At 70.0% G+C, this 20,882-nt stretch carries 18 protein-coding genes; 11 read left to right on the forward strand and 7 right to left on the reverse strand.

The window, feature by feature from the left end; genetic code table 11:
- The first annotated feature begins 36 nt into the window (after positions 1-36).
- Positions 37-1,101 (forward strand): endo-1,4-beta-xylanase, encoded by a 1,065-nt coding sequence (locus tag ACO0LV_RS06930; protein ID WP_424787148.1) that lies wholly within the window; start codon positions 37-39, stop codon positions 1,099-1,101.
- On the opposite strand, the gene ACO0LV_RS06935 is transcribed toward ACO0LV_RS06930, so the two are convergent.
- Positions 1,083-2,927, reverse strand: coding sequence for a gamma-glutamyltransferase family protein (locus ACO0LV_RS06935; protein WP_424787149.1), 1,845 nt, complete (start codon positions 2,925-2,927; stop codon positions 1,083-1,085). The genes ACO0LV_RS06930 and ACO0LV_RS06935 overlap by 19 nt on opposite strands.
- A 106-nt stretch (positions 2,928-3,033) precedes the next feature.
- On the opposite strand from ACO0LV_RS06935, the gene ACO0LV_RS06940 reads away from it, so the two are divergent.
- The 5 genes from ACO0LV_RS06940 (at position 3,034) to ACO0LV_RS06960 (ending at position 8,160) form a co-directional block, all read left to right on the forward strand.
- On the forward strand, positions 3,034-4,038 hold the full coding sequence (locus ACO0LV_RS06940) for an ABC transporter ATP-binding protein (protein ID WP_424787150.1): 1,005 nt from the start codon (positions 3,034-3,036) through the stop codon (positions 4,036-4,038).
- Positions 4,035-4,793 (forward strand): ABC transporter permease, encoded by a 759-nt coding sequence (locus tag ACO0LV_RS06945; protein ID WP_424787151.1) that lies wholly within the window; start codon positions 4,035-4,037, stop codon positions 4,791-4,793. Before ACO0LV_RS06940 ends, ACO0LV_RS06945 begins: the two co-directional genes overlap by 4 nt.
- Positions 4,794-4,895: 102 nt before the next feature.
- Complete coding sequence (locus ACO0LV_RS06950) at positions 4,896-6,206, forward strand: sensor histidine kinase (protein WP_424787152.1); 1,311 nt, start codon at positions 4,896-4,898, stop codon at positions 6,204-6,206.
- A complete protein-coding gene (locus tag ACO0LV_RS06955; RefSeq protein ID WP_424787153.1) occupies positions 6,199-6,816 on the forward strand; it encodes a response regulator in 618 nt (205 codons plus the stop codon). The genes ACO0LV_RS06950 and ACO0LV_RS06955 overlap by 8 nt, the downstream gene beginning before the upstream one ends.
- Positions 6,817-6,822: 6 nt before the next feature.
- Positions 6,823-8,160 carry an ABC transporter substrate-binding protein gene (locus tag ACO0LV_RS06960; protein ID WP_424787154.1) on the forward strand — a complete coding sequence of 446 codons (1,338 nt, stop codon included), beginning with the start codon at positions 6,823-6,825 and terminating at the stop codon, positions 8,158-8,160.
- Here the strand turns inward: ACO0LV_RS06960 and ACO0LV_RS06965 are convergent, their stop codons facing one another.
- The gene (locus ACO0LV_RS06965) at positions 8,161-8,961 is read right to left on the reverse strand and encodes a DUF1206 domain-containing protein (protein WP_424787155.1); all 801 of its coding nucleotides are present in this window, start codon (positions 8,959-8,961) and stop codon (positions 8,161-8,163) included.
- Positions 8,962-9,093: 132 nt separating this feature from the next.
- Complete coding sequence (locus ACO0LV_RS06970; protein ID WP_424787156.1) at positions 9,094-9,891, reverse strand: deoxyribonuclease IV; 798 nt, start codon at positions 9,889-9,891, stop codon at positions 9,094-9,096.
- A 545-nt stretch (positions 9,892-10,436) separates the two neighbouring features.
- On the opposite strand from ACO0LV_RS06970, the gene ACO0LV_RS06975 reads away from it, so the two are divergent.
- From ACO0LV_RS06975 to ACO0LV_RS06995, 5 genes are all read left to right on the forward strand, one after another.
- On the forward strand, positions 10,437-10,901 hold the full coding sequence (locus ACO0LV_RS06975; RefSeq protein ID WP_424787157.1) for a transporter substrate-binding domain-containing protein: 465 nt from the start codon (positions 10,437-10,439) through the stop codon (positions 10,899-10,901).
- On the forward strand, positions 10,901-11,908 hold the full coding sequence (locus ACO0LV_RS06980; protein ID WP_424787158.1) for a cation diffusion facilitator family transporter: 1,008 nt from the start codon (positions 10,901-10,903) through the stop codon (positions 11,906-11,908). The genes ACO0LV_RS06975 and ACO0LV_RS06980 overlap by 1 nt, the downstream gene beginning before the upstream one ends.
- A gap of 52 nt (positions 11,909-11,960) precedes the next feature.
- Positions 11,961-12,887, forward strand: a complete 927-nt coding sequence (locus ACO0LV_RS06985; RefSeq protein ID WP_424787159.1) for a TIGR03560 family F420-dependent LLM class oxidoreductase — start codon at positions 11,961-11,963, stop codon at positions 12,885-12,887.
- Positions 12,887-13,411: a hypothetical protein gene (locus ACO0LV_RS06990; protein WP_424787160.1), complete on the forward strand. Its 525-nt coding sequence runs from the start codon at positions 12,887-12,889 to the stop codon at positions 13,409-13,411. Before ACO0LV_RS06985 ends, ACO0LV_RS06990 begins: the two co-directional genes overlap by 1 nt.
- Positions 13,412-13,501: 90 nt before the next feature.
- Positions 13,502-14,542 (forward strand): LLM class F420-dependent oxidoreductase, encoded by a 1,041-nt coding sequence (locus ACO0LV_RS06995; RefSeq protein WP_424787161.1) that lies wholly within the window; start codon positions 13,502-13,504, stop codon positions 14,540-14,542.
- 24 nt (positions 14,543-14,566) lie between these two features.
- Here ACO0LV_RS06995 and ACO0LV_RS07000 read toward each other — a convergent pair whose 3' ends face one another.
- The 4 genes from ACO0LV_RS07000 to ACO0LV_RS07015 all read right to left on the reverse strand — a co-directional run bounded on the left by ACO0LV_RS07000 (position 14,567) and on the right by ACO0LV_RS07015 (position 20,867).
- Positions 14,567-16,852, reverse strand: coding sequence for a glycosyl hydrolase 53 family protein (locus tag ACO0LV_RS07000; RefSeq protein ID WP_424787162.1), 2,286 nt, complete (start codon positions 16,850-16,852; stop codon positions 14,567-14,569).
- An 86-nt stretch (positions 16,853-16,938) separates the two neighbouring features.
- Positions 16,939-17,865 carry a sugar ABC transporter permease gene (locus ACO0LV_RS07005; protein WP_424787163.1) on the reverse strand — a complete coding sequence of 309 codons (927 nt, stop codon included), beginning with the start codon at positions 17,863-17,865 and terminating at the stop codon, positions 16,939-16,941.
- The gene (locus tag ACO0LV_RS07010) at positions 17,865-19,511 is read right to left on the reverse strand and encodes an ABC transporter permease subunit (protein WP_424787164.1); all 1,647 of its coding nucleotides are present in this window, start codon (positions 19,509-19,511) and stop codon (positions 17,865-17,867) included. The genes ACO0LV_RS07005 and ACO0LV_RS07010 overlap by 1 nt, the downstream gene beginning before the upstream one ends.
- An 84-nt stretch (positions 19,512-19,595) precedes the next feature.
- On the reverse strand, positions 19,596-20,867 hold the full coding sequence (locus ACO0LV_RS07015; RefSeq protein WP_424787165.1) for a sugar ABC transporter substrate-binding protein: 1,272 nt from the start codon (positions 20,865-20,867) through the stop codon (positions 19,596-19,598).
- Positions 20,868-20,882 lie beyond the last annotated feature (15 nt).

Genomic DNA, 20,882 nt, shown 5'->3' on the forward strand with positions numbered 1-20,882 from the left:
CCGGTATGAACAACGCCGCACGGAAGGTAATCACGAATGAACATCCCCACCGGCTCACCCGCCGGGCACCAGCGCGCCGACGAGCAGAGCCAGGGTGGGCTGCGCGCCCATGCGCCCGACCGGCTCCGGATCGGCGCCGCGGTGGCCGGGTACGGCCGCACCGCCACGACGATGCCGCTGCTCACCGCCGCCCGGTACCGGCAGGTGCTGGCCGCCGAGTTCTCCTCGCTGACCCCGGAGAACCAGACGAAGTGGGAGTGGCTCCAACCCGCGCCCGGCGAGTTCGACTTCGCCGCGGCCGACGCGATCGTCGACTTCGCCGCCGAGCACGGCCAGCACGTGCGCGGACACACGCTGCTGTGGCACAACCAGAACCCGGGTTGGATCACCGGCGGGGACCACAGCCCGGAGGAGTTGCGGCGGCTCCTGCGCACGCACATCCAGACCGTGGTGGGTCGTTATGCCGGTCGCATCCAGCACTGGGACGTGGTCAACGAGATCCTCGACGACGACGGCCGGTTGCGTACCGAGCAGAACCCGTGGCTGGGCGCACTCGGGCCGGAGATCATCGCCGACGCGTTCACCTGGGCCCACGATGCGGACCCGGACGCGTTGCTGTTCGGCAACGACTTCGACGTCGAACGTCACGGCGCGAAGTCCGACGCCTGGTACGCGTTGCTCCGGGACCTGCGGTCACAGGGTGTGCCGGTGCACGGGTTCGGTGTGCAGGGGCACCTGGACATGTCCGCGCCCTTCCCCGAGGACCTGCCCCAGAACCTGAAACGGTTCGCTGACCTGGGCCTGCGCACCGCGATCACCGAACTCGATGTCCGCGGCCCGGTGACGGGTGAAGGCGGCCTCAGCGAGGAACACCTGGATCAGCAGGCCGACTGGTACGCCCGGATCACCCGGATCGCCCTGGATGTGCCCGGTTGTGAGTCACTCACCCCCTGGGGCGTGCTGGATGAGCAGTCCTGGGTGCCTGGCTGGTTCCCCGGCACCGGCGGCGCGCTGCTCCTGCACGGCGACTACCAGCCCAAACCCGCTTACCACGCCGTGCGCGAGGCGCTCGCTGCCGGGGGTCAGCGTCCGACGGCGTAGCCCTGCATCCGCCGGGGGTTCGCGCCCGCGTGCAGTAGACCGTCGGCGCGCCGGCCGGCGGCACTGATGAAGCCGAGCGACCAGGGTCCGGCGTCGGTGACGCGGTGCCCACGGCGGCGCAGTTCGGCCAGCACCTGCTCGCCCAGACGTGACTCCACGTGCAGCCCGGCCATCTCGGCCTGGCGCGGGTAGAATGAGGAGGGCAGGTGCGTGGTGTGCCAACTCGGAGCATCGATCGAGGCCTGCAGGTTGTGGCCGCCGAACAGGTGGGCGATCAGGAACGGGATGGTCCACTGGTCCTGCTGGTCCCCGCCGGGGGTACCGAAAGCCATCGGCCCGTGCTCGCGCAGCACCATCCCCGGCGACAGGGTGGTACGCGGGCGCCGGCGTGGGGCGATGCTGGCCGGAAGGCCCTGCTCCAACCAGAACATCTGCGCCCTGGTGCCCAGGGCGAAGCCGAGCCCGGGAACGACCGGGGAGGACTGCAGCCACCCGCCCGAGGGGGTGGCCGAGACCGCGTTGCCCCACCGGTCCACCACGTCGAGATGGCAGGTGTCGCCCCGACCGGCGCGCTCGGCGCCCTCGATGTCGGCGCCGGCGACCGGGCCGGCGGAGGCGGTCCCACCGTCCAGCGTGGGCTCACCCTGACCGGGCAACCGCACGCCGGCGTCGTGCCCGGCATCAGCGGCCATCGCCGCAAGCACCGCCTGCCCCAGGTGCGGCGTGGTGCCACCGGGTGAGCCGGGCCGGAAGTCGGTACTGGCTTCGGGACCGACCAACGTCGCCCGCTGCGCGGCGTAGGCGGGGCTGAGCAGGTCCTGGATCGGGACCCGCACGTGGTCGGGGTCGCCGTAGTAGGCCTCCCGGTCGGCGAAGGCCAACTTGGCCACCTCGGTCACGGTGTGCACCATCTCCGCCGAGCCCAGTTCGGCCGAGCCGATGTCGAGGGCGTCCAGCATCGCCAACTGCTGCAACATCACCGGGCCCTGGCCCCACGGCCCGGTCTTGGCAACCGTGGCACCGGCCACGTCCAGCAGCAGCGGATCCTCCTCGGTGGCCACCCAGGAGTCCAGGTCCGCGCCGGTGAGCAGGCCGGCGTGCGGTTCGCCGCTCCCGTCCCACTGCTTGGTGGCGGCGAAGGCGTCGATCGCCTCGGCCACGAAACCGGAGTAGAAGGCGCGCCGGGCAGCCTCGATCTGCACCTCACGGTTGCGGGAGGCGGCTTCGGCCTCGGTGACGATGCGTTCCAGCGTGGCGGCCAGGACGGCGTTGGTGACCAGGGCACCGGCCCGCGGGGCGGCGCCGCCGGGCAGGTAGACCTCGGCCGAGGTGCCCCAGTGCTCGGTGAACACCGGCGCCACGGCCTTGATCGCGGCGGCCGCGCCGGGCAGCACGGGGTGGCCGTGGGCGGCGTAGCCGATGGCGTAGCGCAGTACCTCGCGCAGCGACTTGGTGCCGTAGGCGGCCAGGATGTGCATCCAGGCACCGAAGCTGCCGGGCACCGTGGCCGCCAGCAGGCCGGTGCCGGGCACCACGTCCAGGCCCAGGTCGGTGAAGGCGCCGGCGGTGGCCGCGGCCGGAGACACCCCCTGCCCGGAGACCACGAACGTGCGGCCGGTGGCGCCTTCGTGCCCGATCAGGGGCATCTCCCCGCCGACCCCGTTCAGGTGCGGCTCCACCACGTGCAGCACGAACCCCGCCGCCACGGCGGCGTCGTAGGCGTTCCCGCCGTCCTCCAGCACCGCCATGCCGGTGCTGGAAGCCAGCCAGTGGGTGGAGCCGACCATGCCGAAGGTGCCGAGGAGCTCGGGGCGCGTAGTGAACATGGCCTCTAGTCTGGCCGATCCCGGCAGCGGCTATGACCGATGTCATCGGGAGCAGGTGACAGCAGGGTCTGACCGGTGAGGGTCCAGGCCGAGCACTCTTGTCACCATGCACCCCTCAACTACCCAGAACGCGGTCGTCGCCGATCGCGGTGCCGCCCTCGCACCGAGACCACCGGCTATCGCCGTCCGGGGCCTGCGCAAGAGCTTCCCCGGCAAGGACGGGCGCATCCACGCCGTCGACGGGGTCGACCTGACCATCGGCCATGGCGAGATCGTGGCCTTCCTCGGACCGAACGGGGCCGGCAAGACCACCACGCTGGACATCGTGCTGGGCCTGGTCCCACCCGACGCCGGCAGCGTCGCGGTGATGGGGCTGGCCCCCCGTGAGGCGGTCCTGGCCGGAAAGGTCTCCGCGCTACTGCAGACCGGTGGCCTGCTCCGGGACCTGACGGTGGCCGAGACGGTGCGCTACGTCGCCTCCACCTTCACCGCACCCCGCCCGGTGCAGGAGGTGCTCGACCGGGCCGGGCTGAACGAGTTGGCCAACCGGAAGGTTTCCACATGCTCCGGCGGAGAGCAGCAACGGTTGCGGTTCGCCCTCGCGCTGCTGCCCGACCCGGAACTGCTGATCCTGGACGAGCCCACCGCGGGAATGGACGTGACGGCACGGCGGGAGTTCTGGGACACCATGCGTACCGAGGCCCGCGCGGGGCGTTCGGTGGTCTTCGCGACCCACTATCTGGAGGAGGCGGAGAACTTCGCCGAGCGGATCGTGATGATCTCCGGCGGGAAGATCGTGGCCGACGGCGCCACCAGTGAGATCCGGGAACGCAACTCCGGGCGCACCCTGTCGGTGGACCTACCCGAACACGGTGCCCAGGACCTGCTCGACGACATCGCCGCGCTGGACGTCATCACCGATGTCCGCCGCAACGGGCGGCGGGCCTACCTGCGGGCCAGCAATACCGACGCCGCCGCTCTGGCCCTGCTCAGCGAGGTGGGCGCCAGTGGCCTGGAGATCGCCAGCGCGAACCTGGAGAGCGCCTTCGTGGCGCTGACCGGCGCCGCGCCGGTGGAGCAGAGCGAGACCGACCATGAGGAGGACCGATGAACGTCACCATCCTGGGACTGGAACTGAAGCGTCAGTTCCGCGAGTTCATGGGCATCTTCTTCATCGTGGTGCTGCCGGCGTTCTTCTACCTGATCTTCGGTGCCGCGATGGAGTTCAGCGGTGAACCGGCGGGTAACGGCAACGTGGCGATGTCGATCATGATCGCGATGGCCGCTTACGGGGCGGTGGTGGCGACCACTTCGATCGGTGGGCAGACCGCGGTGGAACGGATGCAGGGTTGGGGCCGCCAACTCGGCCTGACGCCACTGCGTGACTCCATCTACGTGGGCACCAAGGCACTCGTGGCGGTGGTGATCGCGGCGTTGCCGATCGCCCTGATCTACGGCCTCGGCGCCCTGACCGGCGCCGAGGGTTCGGCCCGGGCGTGGGTGCTCAGTGCCCTGATCGTGATCCCCGGCGCCGCCCTGTTCGCCCTGTGGGGCCTGGTGTGGGGCCTGGCGATCAAGTCCGAGTCCGCCATCGCGGTGGCCAGTGGCTCCACGGTTGTGCTGGCGTTCCTGGGCAACATGTTCATGCCCCTGTCCGGGGCGTTGCTGGCCATCGCCAAGTTCACCCCGCTGTACGGGTACGCCGCCCTGGCCCGCTACCCGCTCACCGAGGGGTGGCTGGCCACGATGAACGGCGACCCGGTCCACGAACCGCTGTGGGTCCCGCTGACCAACGTTGTTGCTTGGACCCTCATCCTCGGCCTGATCGCGATCGCCCTGGTGCGCGGCGGCCGCGCCCGGCAGTGAGGGGGTCGTGATGAACCCGGCGAGGGAGACCGAGTTGGAGCGGTCGGCGTCGATCCGACTCCTGCCGACGACGAGACATCCATGGCAGGATCGACGTCAACGATGACTTCCGACCAGGGCGACCGGCACACCGAGCCCGCGACCAGCATCGCCGAGCGCACCGGCGATGGTTCGTCGGTGCCCGGAGCCGACGACGCCGACCTCGGGACGAACCCGTGGGACCGGTTCGGCTGGGTGATGGCCACCATCTGGCTGCTCTTCCTGGCCTTCCCCATCATCGCCGTCTATCAGAGCGACCACTCCCTACTGGTGCGGGTGCTCGCGATCGGTGGGGTGCTGCTCTACGCCGCCGTTTACGTCGCCGGCTTCGTACGCCTCGGCTGTACCGAAACTGCAGCCCAGGCCACCCGGGTGGGCGTGACACACCTGAGCGTGCTGACGCTGCTGATCCTGGCAGTAGTCCCCGTGCTCGGGCCCTGGGTGCTCAGCCTGGTGGTGTTCCTGGTCGCCCTGAGCGCCTTCACCCTGCCGCTGCGCTGGGCCGGCGTCGTGATGGTCCTCGCGCTGGCAACGGCCATCATCTGGCCGGCGATGATCGGCGAGTTCGATTCGATGTGGTTCTTCGTGGCGATCATCCTCGGGGTGGGGGTGGGCAACGGCCTGGTCCGGGTGCTGGAGGAACGCCAGACCGCCCACCGGGCGCTGGAGGACGAACGCCAACTCGCGGCCGAACGCGACCGGGTGGCCCGGGACGTGCACGACGTGCTCGGTCACTCCCTGACCGTCATCACGGTCAAGGCCGAACTGGCCGAACGACTGATCGAGGTCAACCCCGAGCAGGCTCAGCACGAACTAGCCCAGATCCAGGCCCTGACCCGCGAGGCCCTGGCCGAGGTGCGCGCCACCGTGGCCGGGTTGCGCGTGGCCCGGCTGGACGATGAGCTGGAACGCGCCGGTGCGGCCCTGTCCGGGGCCGGTATCACCGCGGAACTGCCCACCGACACCAGCGCCGTGGACCCGCGGCACCGGATCGTGCTGGCCTGGGTACTGCGAGAACTGGTCACCAACGTGGTGCGTCACTCGGCCGCCACCCGGTGCCAGGTGTTGCTGGGCAGTTCCTGGATCCGGGTGACCGACGACGGCGTGGGGGTTCCCGAAGGTGCGACCGGCCACGGGTTGCGCGGGGTCGCCGAGCGCATCGGATGCGGCACGCTGTCCATCACAACCGGCGCCGGAGGTCGTGGCACCGAGGTGACGGCCACCCTGGACCCCGACGCCGACCCACCCGAGAGCGCCCGCACGGCAGGCGAGCAGGCAGGAACCGGTGGGAACCGGTCCGCCGGGACCGCCACCGCCACCGCCACCGCCACCGCCACCGACCAACCCGAAGCGCGAGCGACCACCCATGGGTGATGGACCCATCCGGCTGCTCCTGGCCGACGATCAGGCGCTGGTACGCGGGGCCCTGGCCGCCCTGCTGAACCTGGAGAAGGACCTGCAGGTGGTGGCCGAGGTGGGCCGGGGCGATGAGGTGCTCGACGCCGTCCGCCGGCACCGCGCGCAGGTGTGCCTGTTGGACATCGAGATGCCGGGCATGGACGGCATCGCGGTGGCCGGACAGTTGCACCAGCAGACCCCGGGGGTGCGCTCGCTGATCGTGACCACCTTCGACCGGCCCGGCTACCTGCGCCGGGCGATGGACAACGGTGCCAGCGGATTCGTCGTCAAGGACACCCCGGCCACCGAGTTGGCCGAGGCGGTCCGTCGGGTTCATGCCGGTCTTCGGGTGGTGGACCCGACGCTGGCCGCCGAGTCCCTCTCCGGCGGCCCGAACCCGCTGACGGACCGGGAGAAGGACGTGCTGCGCGAGGCCCTGGAGGGAGCCCCGATCGCCACCATCGCCGCGCACGTGCACCTGTCCACCGGGACGGTGCGCAACTACCTGTCCTCGGCGATCGGCAAGACCGGCACCACCACCCGGGTGGAAGCCGCCCGCACCGCTCAGCGCCGTGGATGGCTGTGAGCCTCGATGAGGACAACCTCGCGCCGTCGTCGCACCGTGCTCGCCCTGCCCGCGCTGCTGGGCGGGACAGTCCTGGCCCTGGCGGCCTGCTCAGGCATCCCGGAGGACGCGCCGAACTCCGAGGACGCCGAGGCAACCGTGACCTTCCGCATCTGGGACGACACCGTCGCGGCCGCCTACGAGGAGTCCTTCGAGGCCTTCACCGAACAGCACCCGGAGATCACCGTGGACGTGCAGGTGGTGGCCTGGGAGGACTACTGGGATCGGCTACCGGAGGACCTCGAGGCTGGCACCATGGCCGATGTGTTCTGGACCAACACCGCCAACTTCGGCGCGCACGCCGACACCGGCCAGATGATCAACCTGGACGAGGCGATCGGTGGCGACCACGACGCCTGGACGGAGCCGGTGGCCGACCTGTACCGCCGGGACTGCACCCAGTGGGGGGTGCCGCAACTGTGGGAGTCGACCGCGCTGTACTACAACACCGACCTGGTCGAGGAGGCCGGTGTCGATCCGACGAGCCTGCGCTGGGACCCCACCGGAGCCGCGGACACGTTGGTGGGGGCGGCCCAGGCGCTCACGGTCGACGCCGAGGGGAGCACCGCCGACGAGCCGGGCTTCGACGCGGAGGACGTCGTCCGGTTCGGATTCAACGCCCAGCACGACGCGCAGGCGATCTGGCTGAGTTTCCTGGCGGAGAACGGGGGCCGGTTCCAGGACGGGTCCGGCAGGTACACCTTCGCCACCCCGCCGGGGGAGGCCGCGTTCGGATACGTGGTGGACCTGATCCAGACCCATCAGGTGGCCCCCGCGGCCGAGGACACCAACAACGACCCCGCCTTCTCCCGCGAGTTGTTCCTGCGGGAGGAACTGGCGCTGTTCCAGGCCGGACCCTCCGCACTGGCGCACCTGGTCGATGCCGGTTTCGACTGGGACCTGGCGCCGAAGGTCGAGGGACCGCGCGGGCGCATCAGTGTGGTGCACGGGGTGGCCGCGGTGGGTAACGCCCACGCAGCCGACTCCGAGGCGACGATCGAGGTGCTTCGCTGGCTCGGTTCGGCACAGGGTCAGCGACCGTTGGGCGAGAGCGGAGCGGGCATCCCCGGGGTGGTGGAGGCCCAGGAGGCCTACGTGCAGTACTGGGCCGGTCAGGATGTCGACGTGCAGGTGTTCCTCGACGCCGTCGAGGAAGGCACCACGCCCGCACCGCTCGGCCCCCGGGCGAGCGGTGGATCGAACGAGATCAGCCCGGTGTTCCAGGACATGTTCGCCGGCCGCATCGAGGTGCCCCAGGCCCTGCGCCAGGCCCAGCAGGCGGCGAACGAGGCCATCGGCGACTGATCAGAGCCGCACGTACCGGGACTGGGCGAAGCAGAACAACCCATAGCAGACCAGCCCGACGCCGGTGATGATGAGCAGTACGGACCCGTAGGGCTGCGCCCCGATGGCAGCGAACGCCTCATCCAACCCGCCGGCCTCCTCCGGGTCCGCGGTCCAGGCTGCGATGCCGAACAACACCCCGAGCACCGCCAGCGCCGCCCCTTTGGCCCAGTAGCCCGCGCGGCCCAGACTCCTCACCGCCCGGGATATCTCCGGTCGCCTGCTCGCACGCAGGTCCTGCTGGAAACGCTTGGTCCAGCCGATGTAGACGTGCACGATGCCGGCGATGAGGAGACCGGCGCCGACGGCGGCGATCGCGATCCGGCCCGCTGGGTAACTCATCACCTGCCGGGTCAGACCTTCCTCGTCCTGGCCTCCTTCGCCCAGGCCGACGGCGTACCGGGCGGCGAGCACCGCGAGCACCAGGTGCACGGCGGCTTTGCCCGCGGCCTTGAGCCGCTCGCGTGCCGGCCCACCCCGGACGATGGTCAGGACTCGCCAGATCACCAACGCGGCGAGGCCGGCCGCCACCACCGCGAGGGCAAGTCGCCCGAAGGGTTGGGAGGCGATCTCGGTCAGCGCGCCGCTCTGGTCGGCATCCTCCCCCGACGAATCGGCCGTGCCCATCCGGATCACGATCCAGCCGAGCACCAGATGGAGCAGCCCGGTCGCGGCATAGCCAATGCGGGCCACGACCTTCATCGTCGGACTGGTCCGGACACGCCTGGCGGAACTCTCCGCCGATCTGTGTGTGGTGCTCATGGCCTCGGTTCCATCGGTCTGCGGCCCTGAGTCTGGCACGGCACCGCCGCGATCGCCTGCCAGGGTGGGCGCCCGGGGCCGCCCCAGCCGGTGGTGCGCGCTAGGGGGCCGAAGCGGCGCCGTCGGGGGTGCTCACCGCACCTGCTCACGCACCCAGGTGAGTTCCTCGGCATGGCCCGCGCCGGGGGTCTCCAGTACCACCGGGGACTTCGCGGCCGCGGCCAGGGTGCCGAGCGCACCGGGCTCGATCAGACCGTCGGCCGCGTGGATGCCGGCGTGGCGGTCCTGCCCGGAGTTGAAGGCGCCCAGCGAGTTGTTCAGGTGCACCAGGTCGATGCGGCCGGTGATGGCCCGGATCCGGTCGGTGAGCCCGTCGAGTTCCTCGCCACCGGCGAACGCGTGGGCGGTGTCCAGGCAGAACCCCACCTGCTCGCTCCCCTCGGCCGCGCTCACGGACTCCCACAGCCGTGCGATCCGCTCCACCCCCCGCGCCATCGAGTGGTTGCCGCCCGCGGTGTTCTCGATCAGGATCGGCACCGGCTTGGGCGTCTGTTCGATCGCCTTGCGCCAGTTGTCGAAGCCCACCTCCGGATCGTCCTCGGCCCGCACGTGCCCGCCGTGCACCACCACCCCGATCGCCTCGATCTGCCCGGCCAGGTCCATCACCTTGGCCAGGAGTTTGCGGCTGGGGATCCGGATCCGGTTGTTCAGGCTGGCCACGTTGAGCACGTACGGGGCGTGCACCACCAGGGCGATGCCGGCCTGCTGCGCGGCCCGGCGAAGCCCGTCGGCCCCGTCGGGGTGCGGCGCACTCGGAGCCGACCACTTCTGCGGGTCGCCGAGGAAGATCTGCACCAGATCTGCCCCGACCTCGCGTGCGTACCCGATCGGATCGTCCTGCCCGGCGTGGGCGCCCACCAGTTGCGTCATGCATCCGAGACTAACCGCCCGTGCCCACACACGTGGGCCCCGGGGCCCACAGCGCACCCTGCCTGCCCAGCCGAGCACATCCACCGGGCGCGCAGCCTGCTCGGATCAGGTTCGCGCCGGGTAACTACCGGGTTGCATCGGCGCCCACCCCCACGGGCGCTGCGGCGCCCGAGTAGACCGGGGTAGCCACAGCAAGGCCCGGGCGAGCCCAGTGTTCGCCGGGCGATAAAGCCTTCCCCAACTCCCGCCGTCGTGCTTACAGTAGAAACCCACACGGGAAAGGAGGTGGTCCGAGAAGTGATTTCTTATAGGACTCGTGAGGTGGCTGCCCGCTAGCAGCCCGTAGCAACGGACCCGACGCGGGTTCGCCCGCGATAGCGCTGGCGAATACCCGGCAGTCACCGCGACGTCCCGTGGAAGGGGCACCCTCGTCCAGTGCCTTTCCGGCCCATTCGGGCTGGACCACGGGACGTCGTCATGCCCGGGCCGGGCCACCATCGCGGCCTCAAGATGCGAAACCGCCCGCAGGGAGTTGACTGGGCCCGATGAGAAGGATCGCGGTCGCGGCCATGCTCCTGATCCTGGCGCTAGGTGCCTGCAGCGCCGTGCCGGCCGACCCTGACGGCACACTCGACCGCGTCACCGGGGGCACCCTGCTGGTCGGCGTCTCCCCGAACCCGCCGTGGACCGACCTGCCCGAGGGAGCCGACGGGGACCCCGCGGGCACCGAGGTAGAACTCGTGACCGAGTTCGCTGCCACACTCGATGCCGAGGTCGTGTGGGTGCCGGGCGGGGAGGAAGCGCTGATCGGGCAACTGGAGCGTGGTGATCTCCACCTGGTGATCGGGGGCCTCACCGCGGACTCGCCCTGGCGGGAGATGGCCGGCTTCACCCGCCCCTACACCGAATCAGCCGACGACGGCGCGCAGATCCCCCGCGTGATGGCCGTACCGGCGGGCGAGAACGCCTTCCTGGTCACCCTCGAGCGGTTCCTGCTGGCGGCGCGCTGATGGCACGTTTCGGACACACCGAGTTGCCCCCGCAGGTGCAGGCGGCGCTGCGCCGGGCGGTTCGCCTGGCGTGGATCACCATCGGATTCTTCGCCACGGCGGTGGCCCTGCTGCTGCTGACCATGGGGGACTCCAAGGCGATGCAGGCCGCGGTGGTGGAGAACACGCTCTCCTTCATCCCGCCGATCGCCTTCCTCTTCGCCGTCCGCGCCACCAAGCACCGTCCCAGCCCGCGCCACCCGTACGGGTACCACCGGGCCGTCGGCGTGGGGCACCTGGTGGCCGCGACCGCCCTGTTCGGTCTGGGGGCCTTCCTGCTCGTCGATTCCGCCGCCGGGTTGCTCTCCGGCCATCGCGCCTCGGTGGGCCTGGTGGAGATAGGCGGGCAGGTGGTGTGGTCGGGGTGGCTGATGATCGCCGTGCTCGCCTACACCGCCCTGCCGCCGGTTCTACTCGGTCGGGCGAAGATGCCCCTGGCCCGGCACCTGCACGATCGCGTGCTGTACGCCGATGCCGAGATGAACAAGGCCGACTGGATGACCACGCTGGGCGCCATCGCCGGGATCATCGGGCTCGGCGCGGGACTGTGGTGGGCCGACACGGCATCGGCGCTGTTCATCGCCGGCAACATCCTGCGCGATGGGGTGCGTAACGTTCGGGTCGCCACCGCCGCCCTCATGGACGCCCGCGTGGAGACCTATGACGGCAGCGGCCCGCATCCGTTGCTCCCGGAGATCGATGAGACCCTGTCCGCGCTGCCCTGGGTCCAGGCCGCCCAGTCCCGGGTACGCGACCAGGGCCATGTGTTCCACGTGGAGTCGTTCGTGGTACCGGTCCAGGGCCACACGCCCACCCTTGCGGAGATGACCCGGGCACGGGAGGCGATCATCGACCTGGACTGGAAACTCGAGGACGTCGTGGTGGTCGTCGTCGCGGAGTTGCCGGCGCGGATGCTGCCCGGAGTTCAGGAGGATGTCTCGAGCACCGGCTACGACGCCTCGTCCTGAGACAGCCTCCCCCCTCCCCGCGCCCACCCGAGGCATGGCAGGGTGGTACACCATGGACTTCCGCATCTTCATCGAGCCCCAGCAAGGCGCCTCCTACGCCGACCAACTCGACATGGCCCGCACCGCCGAGCGTCTGGGCTTCAACGGGTTCTTCCGCTCCGACCACTACATGGCCATGGGCAAGGGTGACGGACTGCCTGGCCCCACCGACGCCTGGACCACGCTGGCCGGCCTGGCCAGGGAGACCTCCTCGATCCGCCTGGGCACCCTGGTCTCCTCGGCCACGTTCCGCTACCCCGGGGTGCTGGCCATCCAGGTGGCACAAGTGGACGCGATGTCCGGAGGCCGGGTGGAACTGGGGCTGGGCACCGGTTGGTACGCGGAGGAGCACAGCGCCTACGCGATCCCGTTCCCAGCCAAACGCTTCGGTCTGCTCACCGAGCAACTCGAACTGATCACCGGGCTGTGGCAGACCCCGGTCGGTCAGCGGTACAACTTCGACGGCGAGCACTACCAGATCTCCGACTCCCCCGCCCTGCCCAAGCCGGTGCAGTCCCCGATGCCGGTGATCATCGGTGGCGGCGGACCCCGGCGCACCCCGGCGCTGGCGGCCCGCTTCGGCACCGAGTACAACGCGGGCTTCCCGACGCTGGCCGACCTGCCGGAGATGTACGGCCGGGTCCGCGCCGCCTGCACCGACGCCGGACGGGACCCCGACGACCTGGTCTACTCCACCGCGCTGATCACCGTGGTGGGCCGTGATGAGGCCGAGTTCACCCGCCGGGCCGGGGCGATCGGCCGCGAACCGGCGGAGTTGCGGGAGAACGGCCTGGCCGGGACCGTCCCGGAGGTGATCGAACGTATCCGCGCCTTCGCCGCCGTCGGTGCCGAGCGCTTCTACCTGCAGATCATGGATCTGTCCGACCTCGAGCACATCGCGCTCATCGCCGACGAGGTCCTCCCGCACGTGGAAGCCTGATGCGCTACCGCCAGATCTCTGCTCACCCCGAACCCGGCGCCGTCGAGCGGCTCACCATCGTGCCGGTGCTGCCCGACGGGACGCTGGGCGCGCTGGCCGGCACAGGCGTCGGAACCGGCGCGCTGGAAGACACGGCCGCCGGAACAGGCGCGGCCGACGACGGCGCATCCCCCGAGCGCGCACCGCTCACCCTGATCCATGGCGAGGTCGGTGCGGAGGAGGACTGGTACGGCCAGGCGGTCGCGCGGATCAGTGCCGAGCGGGCCGGCTTCGCGGTCGATCGGGTGGAGTTGGTGGCCGCGGAGGGATTGGCCGGGGCGCTGCACCTGATCGTCTGGGCGGACGGTGACCTGGCGCCGGAGGGCGAGGAGGGTTCCGGGCCCCAGTACCCCGCTCCCCTGCTCGGCCTGGCGCCGGATCAGTTGCGGCTGCGGGTCGCCGCCGATCAGGGCATCATCCCCGGCGGGGCCTCGCCGGCCTGGATCGTCGCGGACGTGGCCGCCGCCATCGCCACCTCGAGGTAGCGCAAGGCGCCGGGGATGAGCCGATCGATCGCGGAAGTTCGGGCTCGGGAGATCGGACTGCCGGCTGCCCGCGTGCGGCAGGATGGGTAGATGCGATTCGGAGTGCATCTGGGATATTGGCCGGCCGGCCCACCGGAGGGGGCGGCGGAGGCGGTGCGGGCTGCCGATGACGCCGGACTCGATTCGGTGTGGACCGCGGAGGCCTACGGTTCCGATGCGTTCACGCCGCTGGCCTGGTGGGGAGCGGCCACCTCCCGGGTCCGCTTGGGGACCGCGATCGCGCAGATGTCCGCGCGCACCCCCACGGCCACCGCGATGGCGGCGCTGACGCTGGACCACCTCAGTGGCGGGCGGTTCATCCTCGGGGTGGGCGCTTCCGGCCCGCAGGTGGTGGAGGGCTGGTACGGCCAGCAGTATCCCCGCCCCCTGGAGCGCACCCGGGAGTATGTGGACATCATCCGGCAGGTGCTGCGCCGCGAGGCACCGGTGACCTTCGACGGCGCTCACTACCAGCTCCCCCATCCCGGCGGAACGGGGCAGGGCAAGGCGCTGCGCTCCACCGTGCACCCGCTGCGCGCGGACCTGCCGATCCACCTGGCCGCCCAGGGCCCGAAGAACACCGCACTGGCCGCCGAGATCGCCGACGGGTGGTTACCCGCGTTCTTCTCCCCGCGGCTGAACGATGAGTACACCGAGTTGCTGGCCACCGGGTTCGCCCGGCGCGCCGGTGACCTGCGCCCGGCCGAGGAGTTCGAGGTGAGCGCCTCGGTGCCGGTCTCGATCGCCGGTGACGCCGAGGCTGCCGCGGACCGGGTACGCCCGCACCTGGCGCTGTACATCGGCGGTATGGGCTCGGAGAGCACGAACTTCCACCGCCAGGCCATCGCCCGGATGGGCTATGAGGCCGAGTGCGATGAGGTGCAGCGCCGCTACGCCGGCGGCGACAAGGCCGGAGCGGCAGCGGCGATCCCGCTGGAACTGGTCCAGGACGTGGGCCTGGTCGGAACCCCGGACCAGGTGCGCAGCCAGTTACGCACCTGGTCCGAGACCGCGCTGACCACATTGATCATCCAGACCGACCTGCGCGCCGTGCCCGACCTGCTACCCATGCTCGGCGCAACGCTAGGCTAGGTAGCCCAGCGGCGTTGCCCGCGCTCAGAGCAGGTCCAGGATCGCCACGGCCCGCTCACGCAGGTCGACCCTCGCCTCCTCGGTCAGGGTGTCGGGTGGCTTCGGACTGTCCAGGTGCCGGATGAGCCGGGTCAGCGCCTGCTCTGCGGGCTCTGTCCGCCCCCTCTCCAGGTGCTGCTGAGCCTGGTTCGTGGCGTTCGTCAACCGGTGTGCGATCGGGCCATCGACCGCCCCGGCGTCCCGGTACTCCGCCAGCGCATCCCGCAACGCGATGACCGCCTCGAGCGGATCGGCCGGTCCCTCCTCGGCGTCGGCAGGGACCAGCCGCACGTCGTCGAAGGTTCCCCAAGCACCCCCGGGCAGACTGAACGATGCCTGGATGGTGGCCTCGCCGTCGTCGGATACCTCGATCTGTTCCACCACGGTGGTGCGGTAGTTCTGCCACCCGGCCAACGCCAGCGGCTCGCTCCACTCCCCCGCGGAAGTGGTCGCGGACAGTGCCATGTCGGCACCGGCGGCGTCATCGCCCTGGGTGACGGCCGAGAGGGCGTACTGCCCGGGTGGCAGGTCCCGGAGGTGCTGGGTGATGGTGAAGGTGTAGTCGCTGCCGTGCCAGAAGTCCACCGCCCGCTCGCCGGCGTTGGTGTTGGACGTCCCGGTGATCTGCGCCCCGGTGCCCTCGATGATCCACATCGAGGTGTCGGGGTCCTCGAAGCTGGGGTTGAGCACGTAGTTGACCAGTTCCACGATCACCGTGGCGGTCACCGACAACCCGGTCTCGGTGGTGCCCTCGACCGTGTAGGTACCCGGGCCGGCGATGTGGGAGGCGTCTGCCCAGGTGACGCCCTGGTCCTCGGTGCTGCGGTCGTTGAACCGCACGCGCACCGTCTCGGGCAGTTCGACCGGATCACCGACGCCGATGATGAGTTCCACCGGCTCGACGGCGGTGACCTCCCTGGGTGCGGTGGCGCCGGTGCGGGCGTAGGTGAAGATGTTCAGGGTCTCCAGCGGGTGGCCGTCGAAGTCGAACAGGGCCTGGTTGTCCCAGGAGGTGCCGCCGTAGTACTGGCCGGCGTCGGCGGGGTCGTAGTCGCTGGCGTGACTGGTGGCCCAGCCCGAACCGTGGGCCTCCCACAGTGCGGCGTTGGCCTCCCACTGATCGGGCGGGCCCACCGGCAGCCAGGCCGGTTCCCAGTAGAAGACGCCGATCCCCTGAGCGTTCACGGTTGCCTCGATCACGTCGCGGATCGCATCGGCCTGACCCTGTTCGGTGAGCGGGTAGTCGTAGGTGTCGGAGTTGACCGAGTTCGGGTGACCGTCGCCGTCGTCGGGGGTGTAGGCCCAGGAGGTCTCGACGACGAGTACGTCCTTGCCGTACTCGGTGCGGATCTCGTTCAGCACGTTGGTGAGGTTGGTCAGGCTGCCGTGCCAGAAGGAGTAGTAGGAGCTGGCGAAGACGTCGTAGTCCACGTCCGCCGCCTGCAGTGCCGCAGCCGCTGCCGCATAGCGGCCCTCGGTCTCGGGGTTGGTGAAGTGCACCGCGATCAGGGCATCGGGCAGCACCTGCCGGGTGGCCTCGGCTCCGGCGGCAAGGACCCGGGCGAGGTTGTCCAGGCCGGTGACGCCAGCGACGCCGTTGTTGGTCTCATTGCCGACCTGCACCATGCCGACGTCCACACCGGCTTCCTCGAACGCCTCGAGGGCCCCGGTGGTGAAGTCGTGCACCGCCGCGGCGGTTTGCTCCACGTCACCGTCGAAGCCCTGCCAGGCCTTGGGCGCCATCTGCTTGGCCGGGTCGGCCCAGAAGTCGGAGTAGTGGAAGTTCACCAGCACGCGCATGCCCGCGGCCGTGGCCCGCTGGCCGATCGTGATGGCGCGGTCGACGCCGACGTTGCCACCGCCGTAGCCGTTGCCATCGGCATCGAAGGGGTCGTTCCAGACCCGAATCCGCACGTAGTTCACATCGTGCGCGGCGAGGAGTTCGAAGATGTCGGCACCGGCCCCGGCTGCGTCATGGAAGGTCACGCCGGACTCCTCCAGGGACAGGATCGAGGAGATGTCCACGCCGTTGATGAAGTCCTCGGGCAGGCCGGCGACGGGGTCGACGTGAATGGTGGACTCCACCGGTCCATCCTGGGAGGTCGCGGCCGGTGGGGCCACCGAGGTGCTCGTGGGCGCGGCGGCGGCCGTCCCCGGGGGAGCCGCGGCACCGGCGGCCAGGGGTGCTGCGAGCAGGGCGCCCGCCGCGGCCAGGACGGCCACGCCCCGGAGTCGGGTGGGGTCAGATGATTCGCGATCGAGGTGAGCCACGATCGATCCCTTCTGTTGAACGTCGATGTTCTGAGCCGGAAGGCCGGAGCACGGGGTGTGCGATCAGCCTTTGACGGGGTGGGCGATCAACCCTTCACGGAGCCGGCGGTCAGCCCGCCCACGATGTACTTCTGCAGGAACAGGAACAGCAGCAGCACCGGCAGGGCCGCGATCACCGCACCGGCGGCGAACAGGCCCCAGTTGGCGTTGAGTTGCTCCGAGACCCAGGTGTACATCCCCACCGCGAGGGTCCAGTTGCCCTCGGAGGTCAGGATGATCCGGGCCAGGATGAACTCCCCGAACGTGGCGATGAAACTCAGCAGCGCCACCACCGCCAGGATCGGGGTGGCCAGGCGCAGGATGATGCTCCAGTAGGTCTGGGAATGGGTGGCGCCGTCGATCTTGGCGGCCTCGTCCAGGTCCCTGGGGATGGTGTTGAAGAACCCGTACATCAGGAAGGTGTTCGAGCCCAGGGCACCGCCCAGGTACACACAGATCAGCGCGACGAGCGAGTTCAGCCCCAGTTGCGGTACCACCCTGCCCAGCCCGATCAGCAGCAGGAAGATCGCCACGAACGCCAGCATCTGCGGGAACATCTGCGCGATCAGCAACATAGTCAGGGAGAGCCGCCGGCCGGTGAAGGAGAACCGGGAGAAGGCATAGGCCGCCGCGGCCCCCATCAGCACCGAGCCGAGGGCCACCGAGACGCCGATGATCAGGCTGTTGACGGCCCAATCCCAGAACCGGGTCCCACCCAGCGCGGTGAAGTTGTCCAGGGTGAAGGTGGTGAACAACGAGGTGGACCCGGTCAGGGTGCCGGTGGTGGCCACCGCGGCGGAGAGCACGTACACCAGCGGGAACGCGGCGTAGAACACCACGATCGCGCCCAGCGGGTACTTCCAGCCGACCTCGGCCCACCACCGCGCGCGCCGCGGGCCGGTCGGGGTCGAATCCGCACCCCTGCCCCGGCCGGAGCCGAGCGGTCTTTCACGAGAAATCGAAGGAGTGGACATCACATGATCTCCTCGAGCTTGCGGGTCTGCCGGAAGGCCAGGGCGGAGATGCCTCCCACGATCAGGAAGATCACGATCGACAGCGCACTGGCCAGACCGAAGTCAGCGCGCCCGCCGGCCACGCCGGAGATCTGGTAGACCATCGTGATCAGGATGTCGGTGTGGCCCAGCACGGCGGTGGTGTCGGTGAACCTGGGACCACCGCCGGTGAGCATGTAGATCAGCGTGAAGTTGTTGAAACTGAACGCGAACGAGGCGATCAGCAGTGGCGCGGTGGAGATCAGCAGCAACGGCAGCAGCACCGAGCGCCAGGTGCGCAACCGGCCGGCCCCGTCCAACGTGGCCGCTTCGGTCACGTCACTGGGCAGTGACTGCAACGCCCCGGTACAGACCAATAGCCAGTACGGGAAACTCAGCCACAGGTTCACCCCCAGGATCGCCAGTTTGGCCAGCCACGGGTCGGTGAGCCACTCCACCCGGGTGCCGAAGAAGAAGATCTGGTTGATGATCCCGTAGTCGGGGTTGGAGTTCAGCATTCCCCGCCACAGCAGGGCGGACAGGAACGCCGGGAAGGCGTAGGGCAGGATGAACAACGTCCGCCACACCCTGCGGCCGCGGATCCGGGTGTCGTCGAAGATCGCCGCCAGCACCAGCCCCATCAGGAAGCTGCTCAGCACGGTCAGCACCGCGAAGGAGAAGGTCCAGGCCAGGATCTTCACGAACGGGCCGGAGTAGTTGGTGTCGGTGAAGGCGGTGGTGAAGTTCTCGAACCCCACCCCCACTCGCCAGCCCACCGGCAGCACCGATCCGTCCTCGGCCTGGAACTGACCCCGGTCGTTGGGGGTGTAGGCCACACCGGTCTCGGTGTTGGTCATGACGTCGGCATCGGGATCCCAGTCCAGCACCGAGGTGTAGACCGCGCCGGTGGAACCGTCCCGGGTGCGGATCGACCCGTCGGTGGCCTCCTGTGAGACCGGCACCCGCAGCGCCACCACCTCGTTCTGCAGTTCACTGAGGATCCGGGCTCGCTCCACCACCTCCCAGCCCGGTACCGCCGTCACCCGCTCGTCGGTGACGGTGGCCTCCGGCTCCTCCGCCAGGGGTTCCTCGGCCGTGCCCACCCGGGCCACGCCGTCGTCGTAGATGGCGAAGCCGAGTTCGCCGTCGGCCTCCAACACGGTCAGGGGGTAGGAGGGGGACTCCGGCGCCCGCCGCTCGTCCTGGATCAGCAGGGCGTCCACGGCCTGGGCCTTGGTGGCGTTGTGGCCGGTGCCGTAGTTGGTGAAGGCCACGTACCCGGTGTAGACCATCGTGAACAACTGGAACACGATGAGGAATACCAGGCCGGGCGCGATGTACTTCAGCGGCAGCGTGCGGCGGGAGAAGTAGACCCAGTTCGCCGCCACCACCAGGATGAGCGAACCGGTGAAGATCCCCCAGGAGCCCTCGGTGTAGGCGGACCAGAGCAGGTAGACCCCGAAGGCGTTCACCAACGCCATCAGGGCCAGTTTCACCGCGTACCCCACCGGGGAGTTCCACTCCTTGGCGTGGGCCGTGCGCACCTTCGACGAGGCGGGCCCCGGTGGCTCGGGTACGGTCTCACCGGGCGGCGCCCCCGCGGTGGGGGGCTGGGAAAACTGGGACATCGACGTCTCCGTTACGGGGCGCTAAAGGGAAGGGCCCGCCGGGCCGGCGTGCGGGTGGTGGTGCCGGCCCGGCGGGTGGTCTGATCAGCCGAGGGTGTCCTCGAGGTTGGTCAGCATCCGCTCCCAGGCCACCTCGGGGTCATCGGACCCGGAGATGATCGCGGCCTGAGCGGCGTTCCAGTGGTCCCACACCTCAGCCATCTCCGGGATGGAGGGCATCGGCGCACCGTTCTGGGAGGAGGCCAGGAAGCCGGCCACGACCTCATCCTCGGCGACCTGCTCGGCCACCTCGGTGAAGGCCGGGATGCGCGGGTCGGCCTCGTGCAGCGCCGTCATCGCCTCCGGGGTTGCGATGAAGTTGACCAGGAAGTCGTTGGCCACCAGGGCGTTCTCGCTCTGTGCCGAGACGTAGAAGCCCTGCACGCCCACGAACGGCGCGGCGGTCTCGCCGCCGGCCGAGGGGATCGGGTCCACGGCCACGTCCACACCAGCGCCGGTGAAGTCGGCGATCGCCCACGGGCCGTTGATGGTGAACGGGGCGTTGCCGTCGGCGAACTCCTGCACCGCGATGTCGTAGGTCCAGTCGGTGGAGAAGACTCCCTCGTCGGCGCGCTCACCGAGCCACTCGGCGAAGGCGTAGCCGCCGTCACCGCCCATGCCCACCTCATTGGTGTAGGAGCCGTCGGGGTTCTGCTCGAACACCGGGGCCCCGAAGGAGGTCTGCATGGCGTAGTAGTTGTAGGCGTCGCCGTCGGCCCCGCCGGTGTTGATCACGAACGGGTAGTTGGTGCCGATCTCACGGCCCAGCTCGATCATCTCGTCGAAGTCCGCCGGGACCGGGTCCGGGGCCAGTTCGGTGTTGCGGATCAGGGCGATGGCCTCCAGGGCGTAGGGCAGGCCGTAGAGCTGGCCGTCATAGCTGAAGCCCTCGATCGCGACGTCCTCGAACTGGCCCTCGTTGCCGGCCAGGTCGACCGAGTCCACCACACCGTTGACGATGAAGGACCCGAGCCAGTCGTGGGCGCCGACGGTGATGTCGGGGCCCTCCCCGGTGGGAACCTGGGCCAGGAAGTCGGCGCGGATGTCCTCGAAGTTCTTCACCACGAGTTCCACCTCGATGCCGGTCTCATCGGTGAAGGAGGCGGCAGCGGACTCCACGGCCGGCTGGCGGTTCTCATCCACCCAGATGAGCAGGGAACCGTCGGCGGCCGGAGCCTCTTCTTCCTCGGTTTCCTCCTCGACCGGGGCTTCGGTCTCCTCGGGTTCGGCCGGCTCACCGTTCGTGTCGCCGTTGCCGCAGCCCACCAGTAGGGCCGCCGAGGCGAGCATCGCGATCGGGATTGCTGTTCTGCGCATGTGATCATTCCTTCA

The sequence above is a fragment of the Pseudactinotalea sp. Z1739 genome, assembly GCF_049725055.1.
Classification (GTDB): Bacteria; Actinomycetota; Actinomycetes; order Actinomycetales; family Beutenbergiaceae; genus CALKWS01.

What these genes read in the sequence shown, in the direction of transcription:
- ACO0LV_RS06995 (WP_424787161.1), top strand. Translation starts at nt 13,502, where the DNA reads ATGCGATTCGGAGTGCATCTGGGATATTGGCCGGCCGGCCCACCGGAG.
- ACO0LV_RS06980 (WP_424787158.1), top strand. Translation starts at nt 10,901, where the DNA reads ATGGCACGTTTCGGACACACCGAGTTGCCCCCGCAGGTGCAGGCGGCG.
- ACO0LV_RS07005 (WP_424787163.1), bottom strand. Translation starts at nt 17,865, where the DNA reads ATGTCCACTCCTTCGATTTCTCGTGAAAGACCGCTCGGCTCCGGCCGG.
- ACO0LV_RS07010 (WP_424787164.1), bottom strand. Translation starts at nt 19,511, where the DNA reads ATGTCCCAGTTTTCCCAGCCCCCCACCGCGGGGGCGCCGCCCGGTGAG.
- ACO0LV_RS06960 (WP_424787154.1), top strand. Translation starts at nt 6,823, where the DNA reads ATGAGGACAACCTCGCGCCGTCGTCGCACCGTGCTCGCCCTGCCCGCG.
- ACO0LV_RS06985 (WP_424787159.1), top strand. Translation starts at nt 11,961, where the DNA reads ATGGACTTCCGCATCTTCATCGAGCCCCAGCAAGGCGCCTCCTACGCC.
- ACO0LV_RS06990 (WP_424787160.1), top strand. Translation starts at nt 12,887, where the DNA reads ATGCGCTACCGCCAGATCTCTGCTCACCCCGAACCCGGCGCCGTCGAG.
- ACO0LV_RS06970 (WP_424787156.1), bottom strand. Translation starts at nt 9,891, where the DNA reads ATGACGCAACTGGTGGGCGCCCACGCCGGGCAGGACGATCCGATCGGG.
- ACO0LV_RS06945 (WP_424787151.1), top strand. Translation starts at nt 4,035, where the DNA reads ATGAACGTCACCATCCTGGGACTGGAACTGAAGCGTCAGTTCCGCGAG.
- ACO0LV_RS06965 (WP_424787155.1), bottom strand. Translation starts at nt 8,961, where the DNA reads ATGAGCACCACACACAGATCGGCGGAGAGTTCCGCCAGGCGTGTCCGG.
- ACO0LV_RS06975 (WP_424787157.1), top strand. Translation starts at nt 10,437, where the DNA reads ATGAGAAGGATCGCGGTCGCGGCCATGCTCCTGATCCTGGCGCTAGGT.
- ACO0LV_RS07015 (WP_424787165.1), bottom strand. Translation starts at nt 20,867, where the DNA reads ATGCGCAGAACAGCAATCCCGATCGCGATGCTCGCCTCGGCGGCCCTA.
- ACO0LV_RS06935 (WP_424787149.1), bottom strand. Translation starts at nt 2,927, where the DNA reads ATGTTCACTACGCGCCCCGAGCTCCTCGGCACCTTCGGCATGGTCGGC.
- ACO0LV_RS06950 (WP_424787152.1), top strand. Translation starts at nt 4,896, where the DNA reads ATGACTTCCGACCAGGGCGACCGGCACACCGAGCCCGCGACCAGCATC.
- ACO0LV_RS06940 (WP_424787150.1), top strand. Translation starts at nt 3,034, where the DNA reads ATGCACCCCTCAACTACCCAGAACGCGGTCGTCGCCGATCGCGGTGCC.
- ACO0LV_RS06930 (WP_424787148.1), top strand. Translation starts at nt 37, where the DNA reads ATGAACATCCCCACCGGCTCACCCGCCGGGCACCAGCGCGCCGACGAG.
- ACO0LV_RS06955 (WP_424787153.1), top strand. Translation starts at nt 6,199, where the DNA reads ATGGGTGATGGACCCATCCGGCTGCTCCTGGCCGACGATCAGGCGCTG.